18 protein-coding genes and 1 rRNA gene are annotated in these 22,544 nt (G+C 40.7%); 14 read left to right on the top strand and 5 right to left on the bottom strand.

Annotated features, from left to right (window positions below; translation table 11 throughout):
- Both rrf and AC1W6K_RS06015 read left to right on the top strand, forming a co-directional pair.
- A 5S ribosomal RNA gene (gene rrf, locus AC1W6K_RS06020) occupies window positions 1–110 on the top strand; the annotation flags it as partial.
- Between the two features lie 177 nt (window positions 111–287).
- Entirely contained in the window at window positions 288–1,550 is a 1,263-nt protein-coding gene (locus tag AC1W6K_RS06015) for a DNA recombination protein RmuC (RefSeq protein WP_481946803.1), read from the top strand.
- A 107-nt stretch (window positions 1,551–1,657) separates the two neighbouring features.
- Here the strand turns inward: AC1W6K_RS06015 and AC1W6K_RS06010 are convergent, their stop codons facing one another.
- From AC1W6K_RS06010 to AC1W6K_RS06000, 3 genes are read right to left on the bottom strand one after another with little or no spacing between them, the layout of a single operon-like run.
- The gene (locus AC1W6K_RS06010; RefSeq protein WP_481721539.1) at window positions 1,658–1,885 is read right to left on the bottom strand and encodes a zinc ribbon domain-containing protein YjdM; all 228 of its coding nucleotides are present in this window, start codon (window positions 1,883–1,885) and stop codon (window positions 1,658–1,660) included.
- Between the two features lie 29 nt (window positions 1,886–1,914).
- Window positions 1,915–3,774 carry a YgiQ family radical SAM protein gene (locus AC1W6K_RS06005; RefSeq protein ID WP_481946802.1) on the bottom strand — a complete coding sequence of 620 codons (1,860 nt, stop codon included), beginning with the start codon at window positions 3,772–3,774 and terminating at the stop codon, window positions 1,915–1,917.
- A 32-nt stretch (window positions 3,775–3,806) separates the two neighbouring features.
- Window positions 3,807–5,927, bottom strand: coding sequence for a S9 family peptidase (locus tag AC1W6K_RS06000; protein WP_481946801.1), 2,121 nt, complete (start codon window positions 5,925–5,927; stop codon window positions 3,807–3,809).
- A 107-nt stretch (window positions 5,928–6,034) separates the two neighbouring features.
- Between AC1W6K_RS06000 and AC1W6K_RS05995 the strand changes: the two genes are divergently transcribed.
- The 11 genes from AC1W6K_RS05995 to AC1W6K_RS05945 all read left to right on the top strand — a co-directional run bounded on the left by AC1W6K_RS05995 (window position 6,035) and on the right by AC1W6K_RS05945 (window position 16,562).
- A complete protein-coding gene (locus tag AC1W6K_RS05995) occupies window positions 6,035–7,039 on the top strand; it encodes a glycosyltransferase (protein ID WP_481946800.1) in 1,005 nt (334 codons plus the stop codon).
- Between the two features lie 48 nt (window positions 7,040–7,087).
- Window positions 7,088–7,840: an EboA domain-containing protein gene (locus AC1W6K_RS05990; protein ID WP_481946799.1), complete on the top strand. Its 753-nt coding sequence runs from the start codon at window positions 7,088–7,090 to the stop codon at window positions 7,838–7,840.
- Window positions 7,841–7,952: 112 nt separating this feature from the next.
- The gene (locus AC1W6K_RS05985) at window positions 7,953–8,858 is read left to right on the top strand and encodes a TatD family hydrolase (protein WP_395786212.1); all 906 of its coding nucleotides are present in this window, start codon (window positions 7,953–7,955) and stop codon (window positions 8,856–8,858) included.
- Window positions 8,858–9,745 (top strand): UbiA-like protein EboC, encoded by an 888-nt coding sequence (eboC, locus tag AC1W6K_RS05980; protein ID WP_481946798.1) that lies wholly within the window; start codon window positions 8,858–8,860, stop codon window positions 9,743–9,745. The genes AC1W6K_RS05985 and eboC overlap by 1 nt, the downstream gene beginning before the upstream one ends.
- 10 nt (window positions 9,746–9,755) lie before the next feature.
- Window positions 9,756–10,901 (top strand): 3-dehydroquinate synthase, encoded by a 1,146-nt coding sequence (locus tag AC1W6K_RS05975; RefSeq protein WP_481946797.1) that lies wholly within the window; start codon window positions 9,756–9,758, stop codon window positions 10,899–10,901.
- A gap of 1 nt (window position 10,902) precedes the next feature.
- Window positions 10,903–12,081, top strand: coding sequence for a metabolite traffic protein EboE (gene eboE, locus AC1W6K_RS05970; protein WP_481946796.1), 1,179 nt, complete (start codon window positions 10,903–10,905; stop codon window positions 12,079–12,081).
- Complete coding sequence (locus tag AC1W6K_RS05965; protein WP_481946795.1) at window positions 12,066–13,430, top strand: alkaline phosphatase family protein; 1,365 nt, start codon at window positions 12,066–12,068, stop codon at window positions 13,428–13,430. Before eboE ends, AC1W6K_RS05965 begins: the two co-directional genes overlap by 16 nt.
- 32 nt (window positions 13,431–13,462) lie before the next feature.
- Window positions 13,463–13,819: a hypothetical protein gene (locus AC1W6K_RS05960; RefSeq protein ID WP_481946794.1), complete on the top strand. Its 357-nt coding sequence runs from the start codon at window positions 13,463–13,465 to the stop codon at window positions 13,817–13,819.
- 5 nt (window positions 13,820–13,824) lie between these two features.
- On the top strand, window positions 13,825–15,024 hold the full coding sequence (locus tag AC1W6K_RS05955; protein WP_481946793.1) for a parallel beta-helix domain-containing protein: 1,200 nt from the start codon (window positions 13,825–13,827) through the stop codon (window positions 15,022–15,024).
- A gap of 2 nt (window positions 15,025–15,026) precedes the next feature.
- Window positions 15,027–16,037, top strand: a complete 1,011-nt coding sequence (locus AC1W6K_RS05950; RefSeq protein WP_481946792.1) for an SO2930 family diheme c-type cytochrome — start codon at window positions 15,027–15,029, stop codon at window positions 16,035–16,037.
- 81 nt (window positions 16,038–16,118) lie between these two features.
- Entirely contained in the window at window positions 16,119–16,562 is a 444-nt protein-coding gene (locus AC1W6K_RS05945) for a hypothetical protein (RefSeq protein ID WP_481946791.1), read from the top strand.
- Window positions 16,563–16,590: 28 nt separating this feature from the next.
- Here AC1W6K_RS05945 and leuS read toward each other — a convergent pair whose 3' ends face one another.
- Window positions 16,591–19,407, bottom strand: coding sequence for a leucine--tRNA ligase (gene leuS, locus AC1W6K_RS05940; protein WP_481946790.1), 2,817 nt, complete (start codon window positions 19,405–19,407; stop codon window positions 16,591–16,593).
- A 121-nt stretch (window positions 19,408–19,528) separates the two neighbouring features.
- Here leuS and AC1W6K_RS05935 point away from each other — a divergent pair, with 121 nt between their 5' ends.
- Window positions 19,529–20,482 (top strand): sulfite exporter TauE/SafE family protein, encoded by a 954-nt coding sequence (locus tag AC1W6K_RS05935; RefSeq protein ID WP_481721566.1) that lies wholly within the window; start codon window positions 19,529–19,531, stop codon window positions 20,480–20,482.
- On the opposite strand, the gene AC1W6K_RS05930 is transcribed toward AC1W6K_RS05935, so the two are convergent.
- Complete coding sequence (locus AC1W6K_RS05930) at window positions 20,479–22,533, bottom strand: FG-GAP-like repeat-containing protein (protein ID WP_481946789.1); 2,055 nt, start codon at window positions 22,531–22,533, stop codon at window positions 20,479–20,481. The two genes, AC1W6K_RS05935 and AC1W6K_RS05930, sit on opposite strands and share 4 nt — an antisense overlap.
- Window positions 22,534–22,544: the final 11 nt, after the last annotated feature.

Here is a 22,544-nt window from a genome sequence, read left to right as displayed (position 1 = left end):
TGGAGCCGATAGGACGGGTGTTCACCTCTTCCCATCTCGAACAGAGAAGTTAAGCCCCGCACCGCTGATGATACTGGGATCAAACCCGGGAAAGTAAGTAAGCTCCAAGTTATTTAAGAAAGACCTGCACCGAAAGTGTGGGTTTTTTTTGTGCCCAAAAATAATCAGTAGTCAGTGGTCAGTTCGGAGTAGAGAGTAAAGAGTAGGGAGTAAAGAGTATTTTCCCTAATCTCTACTCTTTACTCTTTCCTCTCTACTCTTTACTCTCTTTTCCCTATATTTGCGACATGACTATCCTATACATTCTCATCGCAATCATCGCCGGAGCCGGCAGTACCTACATCCTACTTCAAGGTAAAATAACCCTATTAACGAGTCAATTGGCCCAGTTAAGCAGCATACAAACTAAAGTAGATACACTAGAGCAAGAGAATAAAGCGATGTTTGGGAAATTATCCCAACTCGAAGGTCAGAACGAAACGCTCAAAACTACGGTGGAAAACCAGAAGGCCGACGAGGATAAAATGCGGAAAATGCTAACTGAGATTAGCAATGAATCCGTGCTCCGACAAGGACGTATGCTGAGTGACCAACAACAAGTAAAGTTAAACGATGTTTTAAATCCGCTCAAAGAAAAACTTTTGGCATTTGAAACACGCGTAAACGAAGGACAAAAAAATTCAACACATCAAAATACGGTGCTGTTGGAGCAAATCAAGAATTTGACAAGCCTAAATCAAACCGTAACTCAAAAAACAGAAGACCTAACAAACGCCCTCAAAGGATCCAATAAATCCCAAGGAAACTGGGGAGAAATGATTTTAGAACGTGTTTTGGAAAGCTCAGGCCTCAAAAAAGGTATGGAATACGAAACCCAATTCGTAACCAAAAACCAGATCAACGAGACCATCAAACCCGATGCGGTCATATTTTTGCCAGATAGCAAAAACCTAATTATCGACTCCAAAGTGTCTCTAATTGCCTACGAACGCTACACTAGTGCCGAAGAAGGCACCATTGAAAAAGACCAAGCACTTAAAGAACACATCGAGTCACTAAAAACACATATCAAATTATTATCAGCCAAAGATTATCATACTGGTCTCGACTTAAATAGCCCTGATTTTACCATTCTATTTATCCCAATTGAATCAGGTTTTGTAGCAACGATTAGCCAAGATACCACCTTATTCAATTTCGCCTGGGAACGTAAAATCGTCTTGGTCTCCCCTTCTACCCTATTGGCAACCTTGCGTACCATCGCTTCTGTTTGGAAAACAGAATACCAAACTCGAAATGCCATTGAAATTGCGCGACAAGCAGGTGATCTATACGACAAATTCGTATCATTTACTCAAGACATGGAAGATGTCGGCAAGTACATGAAACGTGCTGAAGATGCCCATACAGGAGCACTTAACAAATTGAGCACAGGAAAAGGAAACCTAATTAACCGCGCTGAAAAACTACATAAACTTGGTATTAAATCGACCAAAAAACTAAATCAAGGACTGATTCAGGATGAGGAACCCGAGATTGAAGAAGAATAATTTTGAGTTAAGAAGTAAGAATGAAGAGGCAAGAGGTAAAAAGACCTCCGGAACCAGGACTAATCCCATCCGATATAACGACTAGTGACTAATGACTAGCGACTTATTTACACTTTCTTTAAAAACTCCGTCCGTAAAACCATCACTGATTTCTCAACTTTTCCCTCTACCTCAGCCGCATCATCTGTCAAACGAATATTTTTTACCATAGTCCCGCGTTTAATCACACCGGATGATCCACGTACCTTTAAATCTTTAATCACCGTAACCGAATCGCCCTCTTTCAAAACTGCTCCATTACTATCGCGCACGATTAATTGTTCTACATCCTCCATCAAATTCTTGTTTTAAATTAAAATCAGGATTACTTCTTCCAACCCGTTTTGTTATTTCTAAATCCCAATAATCGTTGGGCTAAATCCGGTCGCTTTAAATATGTCAACCGATTACGAATCCAATCCTTATACTCCGCCTTGTACCAAAAGAAATACTTATTCTGATTCTGCTTTTCCTCTCTAGTCTTTGCTGTTTTAATCGGCTGCAAGGTGTATGGATGAACACCCGAATAATAGATCACCTCAGCCACCGTCATCGGTGTAGGGGTGAAATCCTGAACTTGCTCCAATTGAAACCCTAGATCCTTCGTCTCAGCCGCTAAATTTGCCATATCTTCTTCCTCACATCCTGGATGCGATGAAATGAAGTACGGAATCAAAGGCTGCTTCAAACCAAATTTGGCAGAAATCTCATCATACTTCTTCTTGAACGCATGAAAATACTTAAACGAAGGCTTACGCATAACACGTAATGTTGCATCCGATGTGTGTTCTGGGGCAACTTTCAATCGACCTGATACATGGCGCGTAATCAATTGTTCCAGGTATTCATCGTGGTTGCCATCTTGATTGTTTTTATTAAAATCATCAACCAATAAATCATAACGTACACCAGAGCCAACAAACGCTTTTTTTATTCCTGGATGCGCATCCACCTTTCGGTAAATCTCCGTCAATGGCGTATGGTTGGTATCTAAATTATTGCAAATCACCGGGTGAATGCATGATGGGCTCATGCATTTAGCACATATCGATTCATCCTTCCCCTTCATCCGATACATGTTAGCCGATGGACCTCCTAAATCTGAAATGTAACCCTTGAATTCTGGATGCTTTGTAATTTCATCCACCTCTTTCATAATCGATTTCTCACTTCGGGAAGCAATAAATTTCCCTTGATGCGCAGAAATCGTGCAAAAACTACAACCTCCGAAACAGCCCCGGTGCATATTCACCGAAAATTTAATCATCTCATAGGCCGGGATTGGCCCACGTTTCTTATATTTCGGATGTGGCATACGCGTATATGGCAAATCAAATGACTTATCCATTTCCACTTCTTCCATCGTCTTAAACGGCGGATTAATTACCAATACCTCATCACCAACAGCCTGCGTAATCCGATTCGCCTGCCATTTATTCGACTCCACTTCCACAATCTTGAAGTTGGACGCATACTTAATCTTATCTTGTAAGCAAACCTCATGACTCGCCAGTTGAACCGTTTCCCAATCACCAACGACCGGTAATGGTTCCGACTGATTTTGAACAAAAGCCACTTGATTAATATCGGTTAATTCCGACAATTGTTTACCTGATTTGACGCCACGGATGATTTCGCGCAAGGGTTGTTCTCCCATGCCATACACCAACATATCCGCTTTGGAATCAACTAAAATTGATGGAAATAATTTATCAGCCCAATAATCATAGTGGGTTACGCGTCGTAAAGAGGCTTCGATGCCCCCAATTAAAACAGGGACATCCGGATAAATCTCCTTTAAAATATTGGAATAAACCGTCGTAGCATAATCAGGACGAAAACCCGCTTCACCACCCGGCGTATATGAATCATTAGAACGCAACCGCTTATTTGCCGTATAATGATTCACCATGGAATCCATACAACCTGCCGTTACACCAAAAAAGTATTTTGGTTTCCCTAACTTCTTGAAATCACGTAAATCATCTTGCCAATTAGGCTGCGCAACAATCCCCACCTTCAAACCTTCACTCTCCATAATACGACCGATAACCGCCGTACCAAACGCCGGATGATCTACATAAGCATCACCTGAAATCAGGATAACATCGAGTTCATCCCAGCCACGTTTTTCAACTTCCTTCTTTGTCAATGGAAGCCAGTCAGTTATAGGTCTTTCTTGCATGGCGCAAAATTAAGCTAAAATCAACGTGAAACCTATTTCAAAAGCTTAGACTTGAAAAAATCAGCAGTGGCTTGAAATACTTTGAGCGTATTTGAATACTTCATCCAGTGATGCGTGTCATCAACAATGACCATCGATTCCATCGGAACTTTTTTCTTTTGCAATCGATTAATTAAATCAACTGATTGACTAAACGATACATTACGATCGTCATCCGCATGAATAATTAACACGGGGGATTTCCATGTATCAATTGAAGAAATTGGTGAAGATCGATAAGCAAGACTAGTCGCCCAATCAGCGTCAGGAGCTTTATGTGGTCCTGACAATACTTCCATCGGAATCTCGCGCTGATGCGCCCAATCATGCACACCGTGAATATCAACACCTACAGCAAATAACTTAGAATCACGAGCCAATCCCAAAGCAGTTAAATAACCGCCATAGGATCCACCATAAATCCCTATTTTTCTATTATCCACAAAAGATTGTTGGCCCAGCCACTCGCCTGCTGCCTTAATATCTAAATACTCAGATGCGCCCCATTGGCCCGCAGATTTTGGATTATGGAAATCATATCCATACCCAATTCCCAAACGGTAATTGACCGATAATACCACAAAACCTTGATTAGCTAAATACTGATTTAAAGCATACGCATTTGCATAATAATCAGAATAATGCCAGCCCAATAACATTTGGCGAGGCGGTCCCCCATGAACAAAAATAATAGCTGGTTTTTTCTGCGTACCATTTGAAGAATCAAAAATCTGCCCATGAATTGTTAGCCCATCCAAGGATTTTAAAATCACTTGTTTAGGTTCAACCAAAGCACTTGCAGGAAATTCAGTTGGGATTAAACTTTCCGTCAACGAACGCGTGGGAGATGAGCCTGCCAACATCAATTGAGGAGCTTTCTTTGCACCCGACCCAATGTAAACATAACCACTTGAAACAGAAACTGCCGACCATTCAATACCCGTTCCCGGAGTTAGAACCTTCATATCAGCCTTATCCACAGATACTTGACAAATATGTCGGCGATCTTTATCTGTCACATCACTCCCTGTATTGGCATCAAAAAATACTGAATTTCCATCTGAACTGATACGTAAATGTTCTACCATAAAATCACCAGGACTTAATAATAAGGCAACTCCACCCGTAGATGCTATTGAATATGCATGTGGCCAGCCATCATGGTAAGAAGTGAAAACCAATCGATCCAAACGTGGCCAAAATAAATTCGTTCCACCGTCCGTTGTCGGCAATGAACCGCGATAGGTATTAGGTGCTTCCCAAACTAGAGCAGACTTCTCCCCCATTAGTAAGCTAACTTTTCGAATAGACCAAGGAATACGCTTTCGCTGGGTAAGCGAATCTGTTGACCCCCCTTCCGCTGGTGTGCGAACAAAAGCAATTTGGGTGCCATCAGGTGACCAACGCGGACTAATATCCTTCGCGAAAGAAGGATCAAGCCAATTAACCACTGATTTTCCAAGTTCAAAATAACCCACAAAAGAATGATCACCACGATTCGAAACAAATGCAATCTTATTGCCGGTCGGGGCCCAGGCCAACGAATGTACCGCCCCCCTTGTTTTTAGCAGACGAATAGGCGCCTCTAAAAAATCTTCATTCTCATTCGTATCCAGTTTACATACCCAAGGTTGGCCTTCCTTAATATAAGCAACGACTTTATTATCGGGTGAAATCACTGGAAAATCCCCTTCAGAAATGACACGAATAGGTCCGCCAATGAAAGCAATTTGCATGACACGAACCATTTGGGGTTCTGTATCTCCAGATGGATTTACCGCTCTTTCATCATCAAAATTTGCTCCATGATCCCCACCTCGAACAAATAATACCCACTTGCCATCATCTGAAATGGAAATTGACGTTATTTCTTGACCATCATCCTCTTTGAAATTTGTCAACTTCCTAGCCTCGAAATTCGGAGATTCCGCCACATAAACATTTCGAACGCCTTTCTCGTCGAATGCCCATGCAATCTTATCTCCTTTCTTTGACCGAACCAATTCGGTTGGAAAAGCATAGGACTTTACTGCCTCAAACGTAAAATTTTGTGCTAATGACTCTGCTTGAATAAACGTAAACAAAATCAAAATAAATAGATAACGTAAATTCATAGTCATGATATTTTTATAACGGAAATATAGAGAATTGCGAAGACATTGGAAAAGAAAAAGACTTGGAGACGTCTAATTAAAATAAAATCAAACTAATTTTGATTTGAATGGATGTATCAATTGTATTTGTTAATTACCAAACAGAAGCGCTCTTATTAAATTGTTTGCGCAGTGTGTACGCGCATACAAACAATTTGCAGTTTGAATGTATTGTCGTTGACAATCATTTTATTCCAAATGCAAATGAGCAAATTCTTACTGAATTTCCTGAAACTCGATGGATTGATGCAGGATATAACTCTGGTTTTTCAATTGCTAATAACATAGGATTAAAAGCTGCAGTAGGCAAATATATCTTATTTTTAAATACGGATACACTCATTTTTGATACAAGTATTCATCAGGCAATGCAACATTTGGTGTATGATAAATCGTTAGTTGCCCTAGGTGGAAATCAACTCGATAGTAACAAACAAGCCTTACCCTATTACCGCACCTTAAATGATATACGTAGGGATTTTTATATTTTACCTAATAAACCTTTTTTCCACCGCTTAATCAATCTGCTTTTACCTAGCCAACAGTTTTCAAGATCCGAGGAAACTAATAATTTAGTAGGTGCGTTTCTCATGGCATCTAAAGAGAACTTACTCGTACTAAACGGCTGGGATGAAGACTTTTTTATGTATGCTGAAGATGCAGAGCTAAGTTTTCGCTTAAGTAAAATTGGCAAATTAGCCTATTTTAAAGATGTCAATTTCATCCATTTAATCAAAGAAAATGAATTTCGACGTACAGAATACTCGTGGATTAATCGATTTTCTGTTCAAATACAAGTATCCAATTTGCTTTGGATACGAAAAAGCTATGGGATCGTAGCATATTCTCTAATCTATTTGAACTATACATTACTTGCGCCCATTTTCTGGGTTTGGAAAATTAGCTTAAATCTATTGACCCAGAAACCCTTGGACCATGACACGAAAAACCAACGCATTTTTACGCAAAAATTAGCTGTATTGTATAGATATTTTTTTCCAATTCTCCTTCTTCGCAAAGGACCCTATCGGATAAAACAACATGAGAATATTGATCAAGTCATTAAATCATAAAAATCCTCGATTTTTTTAGTATTTTCGTTGAAAGGAACCTAATTAGCCGTGAAAACGAATATAAATATCATTGAAACCATTGCAGCCCTTGCCAGTGAAGCCGAATCTAATTGGCTAGTTGAGCAAAAAACCTTAACGGGTAAAGCATTGGCTTTATCTTTCGTAAAGGTTCCCCGATTTATTTCTAAAATAAATATTGAAAGTGGTGAGTTCTCTGGTTGGACTTTAGACCAACTCGTTCGTGTAGATATAGTAACACAATTGGACGAAGCCAATGTAACCGCGTTATTCGAAACTGCAGAAATGCAAGAAGCAGTTGCACTAACTCGCTCATTACCTTATTTGCCAAATCCCTCATCATTTTTGTTGCGTGCAACGGATGCTGTGCGCTCCAATATGGGACCGGTATTCGATGCAATAGCCTTTGGCAATACGTATCCAAAAGACTATTTTAACGAGGCGGCTTGGAACCAATTAGTACTTAAATGCATTTTCAACGATAAAGCAATTAATCAAATCATTGGGTTAGATGAACGCGCAAACCAAGCCCTAGCCGATACATTATCTGATTTTGCCCATGAAAGATGGTCGGCAGGCCGACGGGTTCCTTCACAAGTATGGAGACTTGTACCACGATTTATCAACGAAAGTTTGCGCTCAGATATTGAAAAATTAGCCTTATCTAAAAACCCACGAGATGTCGTTGCTGCATCTTTAGTGAAACAAGAAGTTCAAAATCCAGGCAGCACGCACGGACTTTGGCAAGAATTAGAAGAACCTGAACCCATTTACATCGTTTAATATGTGCCAAGAACATAAACCCATTGGAAATCCTTCTCATTTTGAAGGAACTGAACAAGAGAAATCCACTGCGCATGCCGTTGATGGAACTTTTGCCCAATATACCCAAGGCATGAAATTCTTTGATCCGCATGTGCACATGACGTCTCGGACAACGGATGATTACCAAGCCTTGGCAGATGCGGGCGTTGTCGCATTGATTGAACCAGCTTTTTGGTTGGGTCAGCCACGTACCGGTTTAGCGTCATTCAAAGACTATTTCGCGAGCTTAGTAGGTTGGGAGCGTTTTCGTTCTTCTCAATTTGGCATTAAACATTATTGTACGATAGGTCTAAATTCGCGCGAAGCAAATCATGAAGCTTTGGCAGAACAAGTAATGGAAATTTTACCTTTGTTTTTGCAAAAAGAAGGTGTTGTGGGCGTGGGGGAAATCGGGTTCGATGACCAAACAGCTGCCGAAGAAAAATATTACCGTGCACAATTAGAACTAGCGAAGGAAATGAATCTCCCTGTTCAAGTGCACACACCACATCGTGATAAGAAAAAAGGGACGGAACGTAGCATGGCCATTGCTTTAGAGCATGGTATCGCACCGAATATGGTCATCATTGATCACAACAATGAAGAAACTGTGAAATCCGTTTTAGATCAAGGTTTTTACGCTGCGTTTACGATTTATCCATTTACCAAAATGGGCAATGAGCGCATGGTGGAAATTGTAAAACAATATGGACCCGAACGAATCATGGTGAATTCTGCTGCCGACTGGGGTATTTCGGATCCATTAGCAATTCCGAAAACGGCCGCATTGATGAAGATTAAAGAGGTTCCTGATGAACATATACGTTTAGTAACGTATCAAAATGCACTTGATGCATTTGCTCAAAGTGGGCAGATTCAAGAATCGGATTTCATCAACGGATTGGAAATAGATCAAACTCAAAAATTCAACGGAAATACAATTTTACGGGGTGGACAAGCTCCACGCATCAACAAAGATTCCTTAATCATTCGCTAATGCGCATTAAATTTAGAGCCTTTCTTGAACTCATGCGTCCTGCCAATGTTATCACGGCATTAACAGATGTATTAGCTGGTATGGCGATTGTAGGATTTACCTTTGGGACTTTAGGTTACCAATTTTGGCCAGTCGTGTTCCTGGGAATATCAACCATGTGTTTATATGCCGGAGGTGTGGTCTTTAATGACGTTTTTGACCACGAGTTGGATATCCTAGAACGTCCTGAGCGAGCCTTGCCAAGCGGCCGAATTCAACGGGTAGAAGCAATATTCGGAGGAATTGTGTTGTTATCTTTGGGTATATTCGTAGCTTTTTGGCAGAGTCGTCTAAGTGGCATCGTAGCAGTACTCGTTACCCTATTTGCGTTGTTTTACGATTACAAGGGTAAGCACATGCGTATTTTTGGACCAATTAATATGGGATTATGTCGGGCATTTAACTTAATGTTAGGCATGAGCGTTTATGAATTAGGCGTATTGGAACATTTTTATTTAATTTTAATTCCGTTGATTTACATAGCTGCAATTACCTTAGTGAGTCGCGGCGAGGTACATGGAAGCCAGTCGGCACCCTTATGGTTTGCCGCATTTCTATTTATCGTGGTACATGGAAGCCAAATAGCTGTAGGCCAAAAAGCAGATAAACTACTTTTCATGCTACCATTTGTTTTGGTGCATGCTTATTTGATTTTTTCTAAATTGACAAAAGCAATTAAAAACCCGATTGGACCTAATATTGGCCAAACAGTTAAGACAGGTGTTTTAACACTTATCTTAATGAATGCCGCCTGGGTTAGTGTGAGTGAACAATATTACATGGCTTTTGTTACCCTAGCATTATTGCCAATCTCGATATGGGTAGGTAAAAAATTCGCCGTTTCTTAATCTCTTTTTCATGCAAGTTTTAAAACAGCAATTTCAAGTTCCTTTTAGTTACCAAGTGATTTTTACAAAACACTTGTTTGATGTGGGCAATAAAACCTTGTGTGATTTTATTTCAAATTTTGGTCAAAGCAATTTCCGGAAACGTATACTTTTTGTCATTGATAAAGGCGTGGCAGATGCACATCCAACGTTAACAAATTCGATTGTCACCTATTTTGAATCCAATAATGTAGCGGATTTAGCACCTGAACTACTTGTCTTACCTGGAGGAGAAGGTTGTAAAAACGACCCTAGATTCTATGAAGAAGTGGTACGCGCCATAGACGAACATCGGATAGACCGACATTCATTTGTGGCGGCCATTGGTGGTGGTGCGTTCTTGGATATGTCGGGATACGCCGCAGCTATCTCCCATCGAGGAGTGAAATTGATTCGTATACCCACAACTGTTTTATCCCAAAATGATTCAGGGGTAGGCGTTAAAAATGGGGTCAATTACTTAGGAAAGAAGAATTTCTTGGGAACCTTTGCTCCTGCCGTAGCTGTGTTTAATGATGTGGTATTTTTAAGCACCTTAGAAGATCGCGATTGGCGTTCTGGAATAGCGGAAGCAATTAAGGTTGCTTTAATCAAAGATTTAGCTTTTTTCGAATGGTTAGAGGCCAATGTTTCAGCCATGAATGCCCGCAACGAAGATGCGATGGTGGAACAGATTTATCGTTGTGCCGACTTGCACATGAAACATATTTCAGGTGGTGACCCATTCGAATTGGGATCAGCGAGACCTCTGGATTTTGGGCACTGGGCTGCACATAAATTGGAATATCTTTCTGATTTCAACATTCGTCATGGTGAAGCGGTTGCGATCGGGATTGCTTTGGATTGCATTTACTCGCACTTGATTGGAGAGATTTCAATCTCAGATTGCGAACGTATTTTGACAGTCATCAAAGGCTTAGGCTTTGATTTATACCATCCAGCTTTGGCAGAAAATAATTGCCAAAACTTGCACAAAGGCTTACAAGAATTCCAAGAACATTTGGGCGGTCACTTGACCATCACTTTGTTGAAAGCCCTAGGAAAAGGGGAAGAAGTGCACGAAATGGACTTCAAGACTATCCAAGCATCCGTTGCTTTACTTGCCACCTACGCCTAACATGAATACAGCCTACGGACACCTGAGTTATTGTAGTAATATCCATCCTGGAGAGATTTGGGAGGAACATTTTGCCAATTTGCAAGCAACTGTCCCAAAGGTCAAAAAGGAAGTTTGCCCCGACCAAGCCATGGGATTGGGATTGCGTATTGCCAATCAGGCGAGCATTGATTTAATCGAAGATCCAAACAAACTAGCAACACTAAAAAACTGGCTAGCGCAAGAAGATATTTACATTTTTACATTGAATGGGTTTCCTTATGGTGGATTCCATAATACAATTGTTAAAGATCAGGTGCATGCGCCCGACTGGACGACACAGGATCGTGTGAATTATTCCCGAAGGTTAATCGATTTACTCGTACAATTATTGCCATCAGAGCAACACGAAGGAGGGATTTCTACTTCTCCTCTTTCTTATAAATTTTGGTGGGATCAGCGCGGTGCTGCGATCGGTCTAGCCACGATGGAATTATTAAAATTAGTTCCATATTTGGCGCAAACCGAACAGAAAACGGGTAAATGGATTCACATTGACATCGAACCTGAACCGGATGGATTATTAGAAAATCACCGCGAATTCGTTGATTGGTACACAGATACGTTGATTCCTTTTGCGATTACTGCAGGGATTCCGGAGGATTGGGTGCGCCGACATATTCATATCTGTTTCGATGTATGTCATTATGGAGTTTCATACGATAAACCTGCTAATTGTTTACAAGAATTAGTGGATAAAAACATTTCTATCGGCAAGATTCAAATCAGTTCCGCCCTTCGCGTAGATTTGAGAAAAGATGCGACCGAACGTATTGTAGCATTAAAACAATACGAAGAGCCGACCTATTTACACCAGGTGAAAGCTTTGAAAAAAGATGGAAGCTATGTGCAGTTTAAGGATTTGGGAGAAGCACTAGCGCAATACAAAGAAGGAGTTTATGACGAATGGAGGGTGCATTTCCATGTGCCTTTGTTCCTAGATTCCTATGGCTTATTGAATTCCACCCAAGCAGAAATCGGAGAAACATTGGCCTACCATCAACAGCACAACGTTACGCGCATGATGGAAATTGAGACCTATACATGGGGCGTTTTGCCGTCCGAATATCAAGAATCGATTGAAACCTCAATCGCACGTGAGGTCACTTATATTCAAGACTTATTATGCAAAAAACCGTAGTCATTGATATAGTAGGCCTAAGTGAAAGTATTTTAGGTCGATATACTCCCTTTTTGGACGCATATATTTCGGGCAAAAAGAAGTCGAAGATTAAGCCCCCATTTCCGGCGGTAACGACCACATCTCAAAGTGTGTATTTGACAGGAAAATATCCAAGTTCGCATGGCATCGTAGGTAACGGTTGGTATGATAAATCCGATTCCGAAGTTAAGTTTTGGAAGCAATCCAATAAGTTGGTGGACGATGAAAAGATATGGGATGCTGGACATAAAAAAGACCCAAATTTCACTTGTGCTAATTTATTTTGGTGGTACAACATGTATTCATCGGCTGATTATTCTGTAACACCTCGGCCTCAATATCATTCAGATGGTGTGAAAATGCCTGATTGTTACAGCCATCCGGCTGATTTGCGAGATGAATTGCAGGAAGCCTTTGGGACATTTCCTTTGTTTAATTTCTGGGGACCTAATGCGAATATCAAATCGACGAATTGGATAGCAGATGCGTCCATTTATGTGGATAAGAAATTTGATGCGACATTGACATTCATCTATTTGCCTCATTTAGATTATTGCTTACAGAAATTCGGGGTAGATTTTGAAAAGATTAAAGGCGATTTACAGGAGATTGATCAAGTGGTTGAACGATTGATTACGCATTTCGAAAGCAAAGGGGCGAAAGTAATTATCTTATCCGAATACGGAATTAATGATGTATCAAAACCTGTTCATTTGAATCGTATATTACGTGAGGTAGGCTATATCGCAATACGGGAGGAACAAGGATTGGAATTATTGGATTGTGGTGCTTCGCGCGCATTTGCAGTTTCTGATCATCAGATTGCACATGTTTATTGTCCAGATGCATCCGTTTTGGATGAGGTTAAGCTGCTATTGATGCAAACGCAAGGTGTCAAAAAAGTACTCTCAGGAGATGAATTAGCTGTATTTCACATCAACCACCCACGAGCGGGTGATTTAGTGTTGATTGCAGATTCTGATGCCTGGTTTACCTACTATTATTGGCTGGCCGACAATAAAGCACCTGATTTTGCCCGTTGCGTGGACATCTTCAAGAAGCCGGGTTACGATCCAGTTGAGATATTTATGGACCCTAAAAATCCGTTGATTAAGTTGCGCGCTGCCTATAAATTGGCACGTAAACTGACAGGATTCCGCTACCGAATGGATGTAATTCCATTGGACGCGAACTTAGTAAAAGGATCACATGGAAGTCCTTTTTGTGAAGAAGCCTATTATCCTTTATTTATTGCTGATAATCAAGTAACTGATTACATGGAGCCAACGGAAGTTTATTCATTGATTTGGAATACGGTATTTGAATAAATTAATTAACTTGAAAAACTAAACTATAAAAAATGAAAAAGATCTTAACAACAATCGCCATGGTCGTTGCCCTTTGGGGAGCTGGCGAAGCAGCACACGCGCAAATGCCAAGTCCACAGGAAATGGCTATGAATCAATTGAATCGCATGAGTTCAGAGTTGAAATTGACGAAAGAACAAGAGAATAAAATTGAGCCTCTGCTCGTTACTCGCGTTGAGAAAATGATGGAATTCCGTCAAGCAGGAATGGATCGTGAGGAGATGATGGGTGAAATGAAGAAGATCAACGAGAGCCAAATGGAAACATTAAAAGCTATATTGACACCTGAGCAATTAGAAAAATATAAGACTATGCAAACGCAAATGCGTGCGGGTGGTCCTCGTAACTAATTCAAATGAAATACATTTTCGTTTTATTATTATTCATTGGGCTTTCTCCAGTCATGGGGCAAGCCCAATTTGAAAAAGCACTCCAGACACAACTAATTCTTGCCACAGATGGCGATGTGATTGAAGTGGAGGCTGGTAGTTTTCAAATTTCAGGTAGTCTTTCCTTAGAGGGAAAGAAGAAAATCACCATTCGTGGAAAAGGAATGGACAAAACGGTTTTAAACTTTAAAAATCAAAAAACGGGAGCTGAAGGGATAAAAATCACCAACTGTGAAAATATAATTTTGGAAGATTTGACCGTTCAGGATTCCAAAGGTGATCTCATTAAAACGATGCACGTGAAGGATATCATATTCCGACGCATCAAAGCGGAATGGACCGGTGGCCCAAAACCGCAAAATGGTTCCTATGCCTTATACCCAGTGCTTTGCACAAATATTTTAATCGATAGTTGCATCGCCATAGGCGCATCAGATGCGGGAATTTATGTGGGCCAATCTAAAAACATTGAGATAAAAAATTGCACTGCCTATCAAAACGTGGCGGGCATTGAGATAGAGAACTCGATTTATGCGGATGTACATCACAATCATGCCTATGGAAATACAGGAGGTATATTGGTCTTTGACTTACCTGATCTAATTCAGAAAAAGGGTGGATTCGTCAAGGTTCATGACAACCTCATTGAAGACAATAACCTATCTAATTTTGCACCCAAAGGCAATATTGTTGGCAAAGTTCCCCGCGGAACTGGAATGTTAATTCTCGCGACGAGCAACGTAGACATTTTCGACAATAAAATCTTAAATCATCGCACTGTTGGCGTAGGTATCATTTCTTATTTCATGGCAGAAATAGCCATTAAAGATAAAGAATATGACCCCTATCCGACCGCCATTTCGGTATATAAAAATACCTTTGAGCGTCGGCTTGGACGCGTTCCATTGGAAGGACGCTTTGCGCAAATATACCGATTCAAACTACGTTTTGGTCGGAATGTGCCGCAAATCGTTTATGATGGTATATTGGATTCAACGCGTTGTGGAAGTGATGGACAATATTTACCTCAGCATCGGATTTGCGTGCATCAAAATTTAAACCAATCTGTGGCCAATATGGATGCGGAACATGATTTTAAGAATGTGCGTCGCAATCCCAAGGAGCTTGATTGTGTACAGGAATATGTCAAATCGAATCAATTTTAGCGATGCGATACCTAGGATTTATCTTGTTATTGGGCTTATTTTCTTATCAGCCGGGGCCTAAATTTCCGAGTAAATTATCGGAATATGGCTTGTTTGAACGGGAATTGAAAAATCAATTACCCCATTCCGGTGTGACTCCCTATGAATTGATATCTCCTTTATTTTCAGATTACGCGCACAAATTACGTTTTGTACAATTGCCATCGGGCAAATCTGTGGCTTACAATCCCGATTCGGTATTCCAATTTCCTGTAGGGACCCGTATCGCTAAGACCTTTTATTATCCCATGGATGAGCGTAAGCCTAATGGCAGTCGGCGCCTCATGGAAACGCGTATTCTCAGCCATGAACCAACGGGCTGGGTGGCCTTACCATATATTTGGAATGAAGAGCAAACGGAGGCATATTTAGAGGTGGCTGGAGGTACGAGTTTGGTGGAGTTTAAGAACCAACAAGGCAAAAAGCAGCAGGTGAATTATGTTGTACCCAATGTTAATCAATGTAAGGGATGTCACGAGCGCGATGGCAAGATGACTCCGATAGGTCCTTCAGCGCGGCAGATGAATGCATCGATGCAATTTGCGCACGGGAATGAAAACCAATTGGACTATTGGAGTCGGACGAATCAAATGCGTGACGTTGCAACATCCCGTCCACAATTTGTTTCGTATATAGACGAAAGTGCATCATTAAATGAACGCGTTAAAGCTTATTTAGATATCAATTGTGCGCATTGCCACAACCCGAAAGGGCCTGCGAAAAGTTCTGGCCTATTTCTTGATTACCGCTATTATGGCACAACGGCATATGGGATGATGAAATCACCTGTAGCGGCGGGCCGGGGATCGGGTGGATTGCAATACGATATTGTTGCAGGAAAACCAGCCGAAAGTATTCTACATTACCGCATGAATTCACATGATCCGGGCGTCATGATGCCGGAACTCGGTCGGTCTATTGTACATCAAGAGGGCGTTGCGCTCATACGTGAGTGGATTAAATCATTAAACTAATAATCTTTCGATTAGTCATTTATTGAATAGGAAACAGGATTTTATCGTGGGAAATTTGTTTTATCAAACCTAGCCCGGATAATGAGAAAGAATTCCAAAATTGAGAATCAGCTCCTAGAAATGATTCAGCCTCGAATACAGCAGATTGAGAACAAATTTTCAAATGGAGAAGCATTGTCAGATCAAGATGTCAATACGCTTTTATTGAAATCAGCATTCAATCACATCAATCATATCGAAATACGATTGGATGAGTTGGCCGCGGATGTGGCACAGCTACGATTAGACTTTTCTGAACTTGAGGTAAAATTCCATCATCTTGAAAGTAGATTCTATGCACTTGAAGGTAAGTTTCAAACGCTTGTAGCAAGATTCGGAACCTTAGAGGCAAGATTTATTTCTTTTGAGTCACGAATGGAGGCCACCATTGAAAAGACAATGAAATCAAACATTAAATGGACACTCGGTTTAATGACCTTCTGCCTCACGCTATTTAAAATCATTGATTTAGTCGTCCATAACTAAAAAGGGCTGATTCCTAAGCCCTTTCTATCTATTTTCCTAAAACAATATTGACAATCCGTTTCGGAACCACAATCACCTTGGATGGGGCTTTGCCATCCAAATGTTTCTGGACTTGCTCATTAGCTAGTACCGCTGCCTCCACTTCCGCAGGACTTGCTGTGGCTAAAAAGGCTAAGGTCAACTTCACCTTACCATTGAATGAAATGGGATAATTGAATTCGTTCTCGACTAAGAACTCCGGATTGAATACTGGGAATTTGGCATGGGAAATACTTCCTGCCTCTTCGCCTAAAGCCACCCATAATTCCTCAGCTACATGTGGTGCATACGGGGAAAGCAATAAGACTAATTCACGAAGAACCGATTTCTTATGACATTTCAATTGGCCTAAATCATTCACACAAATCATCAAAGTAGAAACGACCGTATTAAATGAATAACGCTCCAAATCATCTTGCACCTTACGAATTGCCGTATGCAATACTTTTAATTCTTCAGGTAATGCAGCCGCATCCACTAAGACCGATTTCTGCGCCTGCTCATCAAAGAACAAACGCCACACCTTGCGTAAGAAGTTATGTGATCCTGAAATCGAATTCGTATTCCAAGGCTTGAATTGTTCCAACGGCCCCAAAAACATCTCATATACACGTAAAGTATCCGCACCGTATTTGGCAATTAAATCATCCGGATTAACGACGTTAAATTTCGATTTGGACATTTTCTCGACTTCCCAACCACAGATATATTTGCCATCCTCCAAAATGAATTGCGCATCTGAAGGAACATCATTTCGAGAACGCTTAAATTCTTCTACGTCTAATATATCATTCTCCACAATATTCACATCCACGTGCAACGCAGCTACATCATATTGATCTTTCAAACCATGAGAAACAAAAGTCACCTTATCTGAATTTTTCAAACGATAAACGAAATTTGACCGACCTTGAATCATTCCTTGGTTGATCAATTTCTTGGCAAATTCTTCCTCCGCTACATAGCCTAAATCCTTCAAGAACTTATTCCAAAAACGAGAATATAACAAGTGCCCAGTCGCATGCTCTGAACCACCGATATATAAATCGACCGCTTTCCAGTAATTGACAGCCTCTTTGGAGGCAAACTCAGAACCATTCTGAGCATCCATGTAGCGATACCAGTACCAAGAGGATCCTGCCCAACCTGGCATTGTTGACCACTCATAATCATATTGACCTTGGTATTTCCATGAATCCGAAGCACGCCCTAAAGGTGGCTCCCCTGTTTCTGTAGGTAAATACGTGTCGATTTTAGGCAATTCCAAAGGCAACTCAGATTCCTGAATCAAATAAGGTAATAGTTGGCCAGTAGCAGTAGGCTTGAAATAAACCGGCACCGGTTCACCCCAATACCGTTGGCGTGAAAATACCGCATTACGCATCCGATACTGCACTTTTCCCTTTCCAATTCCTCGCTCCTCCAACCACTGAATTAATATATCCGTAGCCTCTTTATACCCCATGCCATTAATGATACCCGAGTTAATGTATTTTCCCTCTTTGGTATTATCGGCTTGCTTATCAATATCTTTTTGTCCATCTAAGATGGTTGGAATAGGCAAATCAAAATGTTTGGCAAAATTCCAATCACGTTGATCACCTGACGGCACACCCATAACCGCACCCGTTCCATAACCAGCCAATACATAATCAGCCAAGAACAATGGCACGCGCTCATTATTTAATGGGTTAATCACATACGATCCCGTGAATACACCGGAAACGGTTTTAACCTCAGAAACACGATCTAATTCAGAACGTGACTTAGTCCAGGTAATGTAAGCATCCACATCGGCTTGTTGGCCTGGCTTCGTTAATTCCGCCACCCACTCATGCTCTGGTGCCAAAACCATAAATGAAACCCCGTAAATGGTATCTACACGTGTTGTAAAAACTTTGATTTTCTTATCCGAAATGCCTTCAATCGCAAATTCTACATCCGTACCAATCGACTTACCGATCCAGTTACGCTGTTGTTCCTTTAAAGAATCCGACCAATCTACCTCTTCCAAACCACGCAATAAACGATCTGCATAAGCCGTGATGCGCATCGACCATTGACGCATTTTTTTCTGCTCAACAGGATATCCTCCACGCTCAGAAAGGCCATCTTTTACTTCATCATTCGCTAGTACCGTACCTAATTGTGGACACCAGTTGACAACCGAATCATCCAAATAAGCCAAACGAAAATTCAATAAATAGGCATACTGTTCCTCCTCACCCATCGCATTCCAAACCTCCGCTGAAATACGCGCAGCATCATCTTCACAAACTGCTTTTAGGCCAACAGAACCTTTAATAGTCAAAATGTCCTTCAAGGATTCAATCGACTCCGCTTTATCCGACTCTTGATTATACCAAGAATTGAATAATTGCATGAATATCCATTGTGTCCATTTATAGTAAGAGGCATCAGATGTACGCACCTCACGTGACCAATCGAATGAAAAACCCATGTTTTTCAATTGTTCGATATAACGCGTAATGTTTTGTTCAGTCGTTATCGCGGGGTGTTGGCCTGTTTGAATCGCATATTGCTCCGCAGGCAAACCAAAGGAATCAAATCCCATTGGGTGCAACACTTCATACCCTTGCAAACGCTTATAACGCGCCATGATATCTGATGCAATGTACCCGAGTGGATGGCCAACATGCAGTCCAGCACCCGAAGGATACGGAAACATATCTAGCACATAATACTTAGGTTTATTGGGATTTACTTGTGCTTTGAATGTTTGGTTTTGCTCCCAAAATGCTTGCCAAGCTTTTTCGATTTCACGAAATTGATACTCTGAACGCATATAACTATTTGTTTTTCAAAAGGGCATGCAATTTACGGGAATTTTTGTGAAAAATATTTACTCTACTTTATTGGTAGATTAAATAAAGTCTATTAGTTTTGTAGGATAATCATTTAACCGTATGTCATTACAAACTGACTCCACGCCCAATAAGCCTAAATTTCCTAGCCTGCTAAAAGCGATAAGCATCATTTGGAAACGAGAACGTAGCATTACGGAAGTAATCATTCACATTAGCAATGCCTTAGCCCTCATGATTGTAGGGCATTTAATTTTCAGTTACCTAACTGCCGAAAACGTAATTGCCGTATTTAGCACTGTCAATTCAGAAATTTTATACTACATCTTAGGTGGATTCATTGCTCAAATGATTGATGGCGCCTTGGGAATGGCTTATGGCGTGACCGCAACCACATTTTTAATGTCGGTAGGTATTACCCCCGCCGCTGCTTCAGCCAGTGTGCATGCATCTGAAGTATTTACTTCGGGCGTTTCAGGCTATATGCATTTGAAATTCGGCAACGTGAATTCTAAACTTTTTAGGACGCTCGTGATACCCGGCATAATAGGCGCAATTTTAGGCGCATACGTCCTTTCGTCCTTAGAAGATTATTCAGGATACATTAAACCGATCGTATCTATTTATACCTTATTTTTAGGGGCCATCATCATACGTAAAGCATTAATCAAACGTCAAGAAAAGCGTCAATTAAAACGGGTGGGGTGGTTAGCTCTTTTTGGGGGTTATCTAGACTCCATCGGTGGAGGTGGCTGGGGACCAATCGTTTCATCCACATTAATTGCGTCAGGTCGTCATCCAAAATATACGATTGGTAGTGTTAATTTGACTGAATTTTTCGTCTCACTAGCCTCCTCACTCACCTTTTTTACAGTTATTGGTCTCGGATATTGGCAAGTGATCGTAGGATTAATTTTAGGTGGAGTTGTTGCTGCACCCATTGCAGCCAGATTAGCCAACAAACTTCCCGTAAAAAGCATGATGATATTAGTTGGCATCGTCATTATCGTCGTCAGCCTGCGTCAAATTGTATTAGGTGCTGGAAAGTTTTTTTAGTTCAGCACAAACTTTTGCGTTTCTGTTTGGCCAGTATCTGAAATAAATCGAAGTAGATAAACACCTCGACTAATCCCTTTGGTGTCAAATCGTATTACTTCACTCGGCTTGGCATTTCGCTGCTCTATGATTCGTCCAGTCATATCAAACCAATCAACGTTACCTGACATATTGGCGAGAACATAGATAAAGTCTGCACTTGGATTAGGCCAAATTTGAAAAATAGATGTCTTCAGATTATCCCAAACAGGTGAACTTGATTGATTATCATAGATGAGGACACCACCAGCGCCGGTACCAAAAATCAAATCTTTCTTACCGTCGGAGTTATAATCTTCACACAAAATTCGCGCATTGCGACCTACTGATATACCTGCAAAATCCTGTGTTTTCCAAACTAACTCATTTTTCACGGCATCAAAATTCCCTATGTGCACAGCCCCATCTTGATCTAGCCCAATAAATTCAATTGAACCATCACCATCCAAATCAGCCATCGAAAAACTTCGTAAACGCCAATTCATTTGCGCACCTAGCTTCCCCCAATCTGAATTACCATTTGTCCTGATTCTTCCTGCTCGACTAATAATAAGCAAATCAAGCTGGGAATCTTGATTCCAATCCGAAAAAATAGGCACCTCGTTGAATCCCAAATCAGGAATATCTACCGCCTTTAAGCCCGTCTTGAATAAGACATAAACACGTGGTCCTTGGCTTGTTTGACCGGTTAGAATTAAATCTTTCGTTCCATCATAATTATAATCAACTTTTTGCAGGAGTAAATTAGTTGCATTTAACTGATCTTTTAATTTTAAATAATCCGATGTAGTGAAAACAAAAACACCAGCCTTATTCTCATAAAAACTGATTGAGGCTTTAACCTCATTTCCTTCCCTAATTCCAGCATTGGCCACAAGTAAATCCAAATCACCATCTTGATCAACATCCCAAAAACATGGACTTGCCTGCTCTCCTACATCAATCATCTCAGTTTGTAAAAAAGTCTTTCCTGATGCCACCCACGTACCATTAACATTCGAAAAAAGAACATTTGACTGTTGAAAGTCCTGCATATATCCATTGTTATCCGTTGAAAACAAGGAAGCGATTAGTTCAGGTTTTGCGTCTCCGCTTACATCCACCACGGACCCATGTAGAAATGTCCCAAGATTTACTGACTTCGGAAAACCTACGGTAAATTTGGTAAACTTTGGGGTAGTTCGAGACCCCTCATTTGTTAAATAGATAAGATCTCGACAACCGACATGCCCGTAGACCAAATCAGGAACTCCATTATTTATAAATACACTTAAGGAATTTCCAGCATGCATCGTACGCGATGGTTCCAATATGGCATCAAGTGATATGTTGGCTGAACAAAGAGTTCCTAACGCAATATCTCCGCAAGAACGAACAATAAAATCTCCCCAACAATCCCCAATTTTCTTAAAATCTAGAAGCTTACCTGATTGTTTAGATTGGTTTTGGTGAAACTCCACATAGTGACCACTGGGGTCAAAAGCGAGTACATCCACATCCCCATCACCATCGATATCAGCAATGGCTGGAATATCCACATTGGAAACGTAGAGATTTATCCGACCAGAAAAACCTTCGGTATATAAAGGATTTGCGATAGATTGAAATGAAAGATTACTACTAGTACTTGTATTTCTAAATAATTGAATGCCTGCAGGAGCGGCACAAAACAAATCTTTTCTGCCATCATTGTCGAAATCAACAAAACGCATCCAATGGTTGAATTTAGGCAACTGACTTGTCAAAAGTGGATCGAACACAAAGCCTGATTGTTGGTTCACAAAAACAGCCCGTTGCTCCGTGCTACGATCAAAAGTAACGATATCCTCCCGACCATCTTGAGTCAAATCTACTGACTCGAACTGCGTAGCATTCATGCCTCCTGCTAGCGCATTCAACAAATTTTGGCCTGATTTCTGAACAGCTAACCGTGAATTTTGCGTCAATTTGATCTCTTGCCCCATGAATTGCAGAGGAATCAGCGCTAAATAAAGGATTAAAAGATTTTTCATTCGATATTTGT

Source organism: Aquirufa sp. (assembly GCF_964796385.1).
The sequence above is the reverse complement of the archived record's forward strand: the minus strand, read 5'-3'. Positions and strand labels throughout refer to the sequence as shown.

What these genes read in the sequence shown, in the direction of transcription:
- AC1W6K_RS05985 (WP_395786212.1), top strand. Translation starts at nt 7,953, where the DNA reads ATGAAATTCTTTGATCCGCATGTGCACATGACGTCTCGGACAACGGAT.
- AC1W6K_RS05955 (WP_481946793.1), top strand. Translation starts at nt 13,825, where the DNA reads ATGAAATACATTTTCGTTTTATTATTATTCATTGGGCTTTCTCCAGTC.
- AC1W6K_RS06000 (WP_481946801.1), bottom strand. Translation starts at nt 5,927, where the DNA reads ATGAATTTACGTTATCTATTTATTTTGATTTTGTTTACGTTTATTCAA.
- AC1W6K_RS05995 (WP_481946800.1), top strand. Translation starts at nt 6,035, where the DNA reads ATGGATGTATCAATTGTATTTGTTAATTACCAAACAGAAGCGCTCTTA.
- AC1W6K_RS06010 (WP_481721539.1), bottom strand. Translation starts at nt 1,885, where the DNA reads ATGGAGGATGTAGAACAATTAATCGTGCGCGATAGTAATGGAGCAGTT.
- leuS (WP_481946790.1), bottom strand. Translation starts at nt 19,407, where the DNA reads ATGCGTTCAGAGTATCAATTTCGTGAAATCGAAAAAGCTTGGCAAGCA.
- eboE (WP_481946796.1), top strand. Translation starts at nt 10,903, where the DNA reads ATGAATACAGCCTACGGACACCTGAGTTATTGTAGTAATATCCATCCT.
- AC1W6K_RS05945 (WP_481946791.1), top strand. Translation starts at nt 16,119, where the DNA reads ATGAGAAAGAATTCCAAAATTGAGAATCAGCTCCTAGAAATGATTCAG.
- AC1W6K_RS05960 (WP_481946794.1), top strand. Translation starts at nt 13,463, where the DNA reads ATGAAAAAGATCTTAACAACAATCGCCATGGTCGTTGCCCTTTGGGGA.
- AC1W6K_RS05950 (WP_481946792.1), top strand. Translation starts at nt 15,027, where the DNA reads ATGCGATACCTAGGATTTATCTTGTTATTGGGCTTATTTTCTTATCAG.
- AC1W6K_RS05965 (WP_481946795.1), top strand. Translation starts at nt 12,066, where the DNA reads ATGCAAAAAACCGTAGTCATTGATATAGTAGGCCTAAGTGAAAGTATT.
- AC1W6K_RS06015 (WP_481946803.1), top strand. Translation starts at nt 288, where the DNA reads ATGACTATCCTATACATTCTCATCGCAATCATCGCCGGAGCCGGCAGT.
- eboC (WP_481946798.1), top strand. Translation starts at nt 8,858, where the DNA reads ATGCGCATTAAATTTAGAGCCTTTCTTGAACTCATGCGTCCTGCCAAT.
- AC1W6K_RS05935 (WP_481721566.1), top strand. Translation starts at nt 19,529, where the DNA reads ATGTCATTACAAACTGACTCCACGCCCAATAAGCCTAAATTTCCTAGC.
- AC1W6K_RS05930 (WP_481946789.1), bottom strand. Translation starts at nt 22,533, where the DNA reads ATGAAAAATCTTTTAATCCTTTATTTAGCGCTGATTCCTCTGCAATTC.
- AC1W6K_RS06005 (WP_481946802.1), bottom strand. Translation starts at nt 3,774, where the DNA reads ATGCAAGAAAGACCTATAACTGACTGGCTTCCATTGACAAAGAAGGAA.
- AC1W6K_RS05975 (WP_481946797.1), top strand. Translation starts at nt 9,756, where the DNA reads ATGCAAGTTTTAAAACAGCAATTTCAAGTTCCTTTTAGTTACCAAGTG.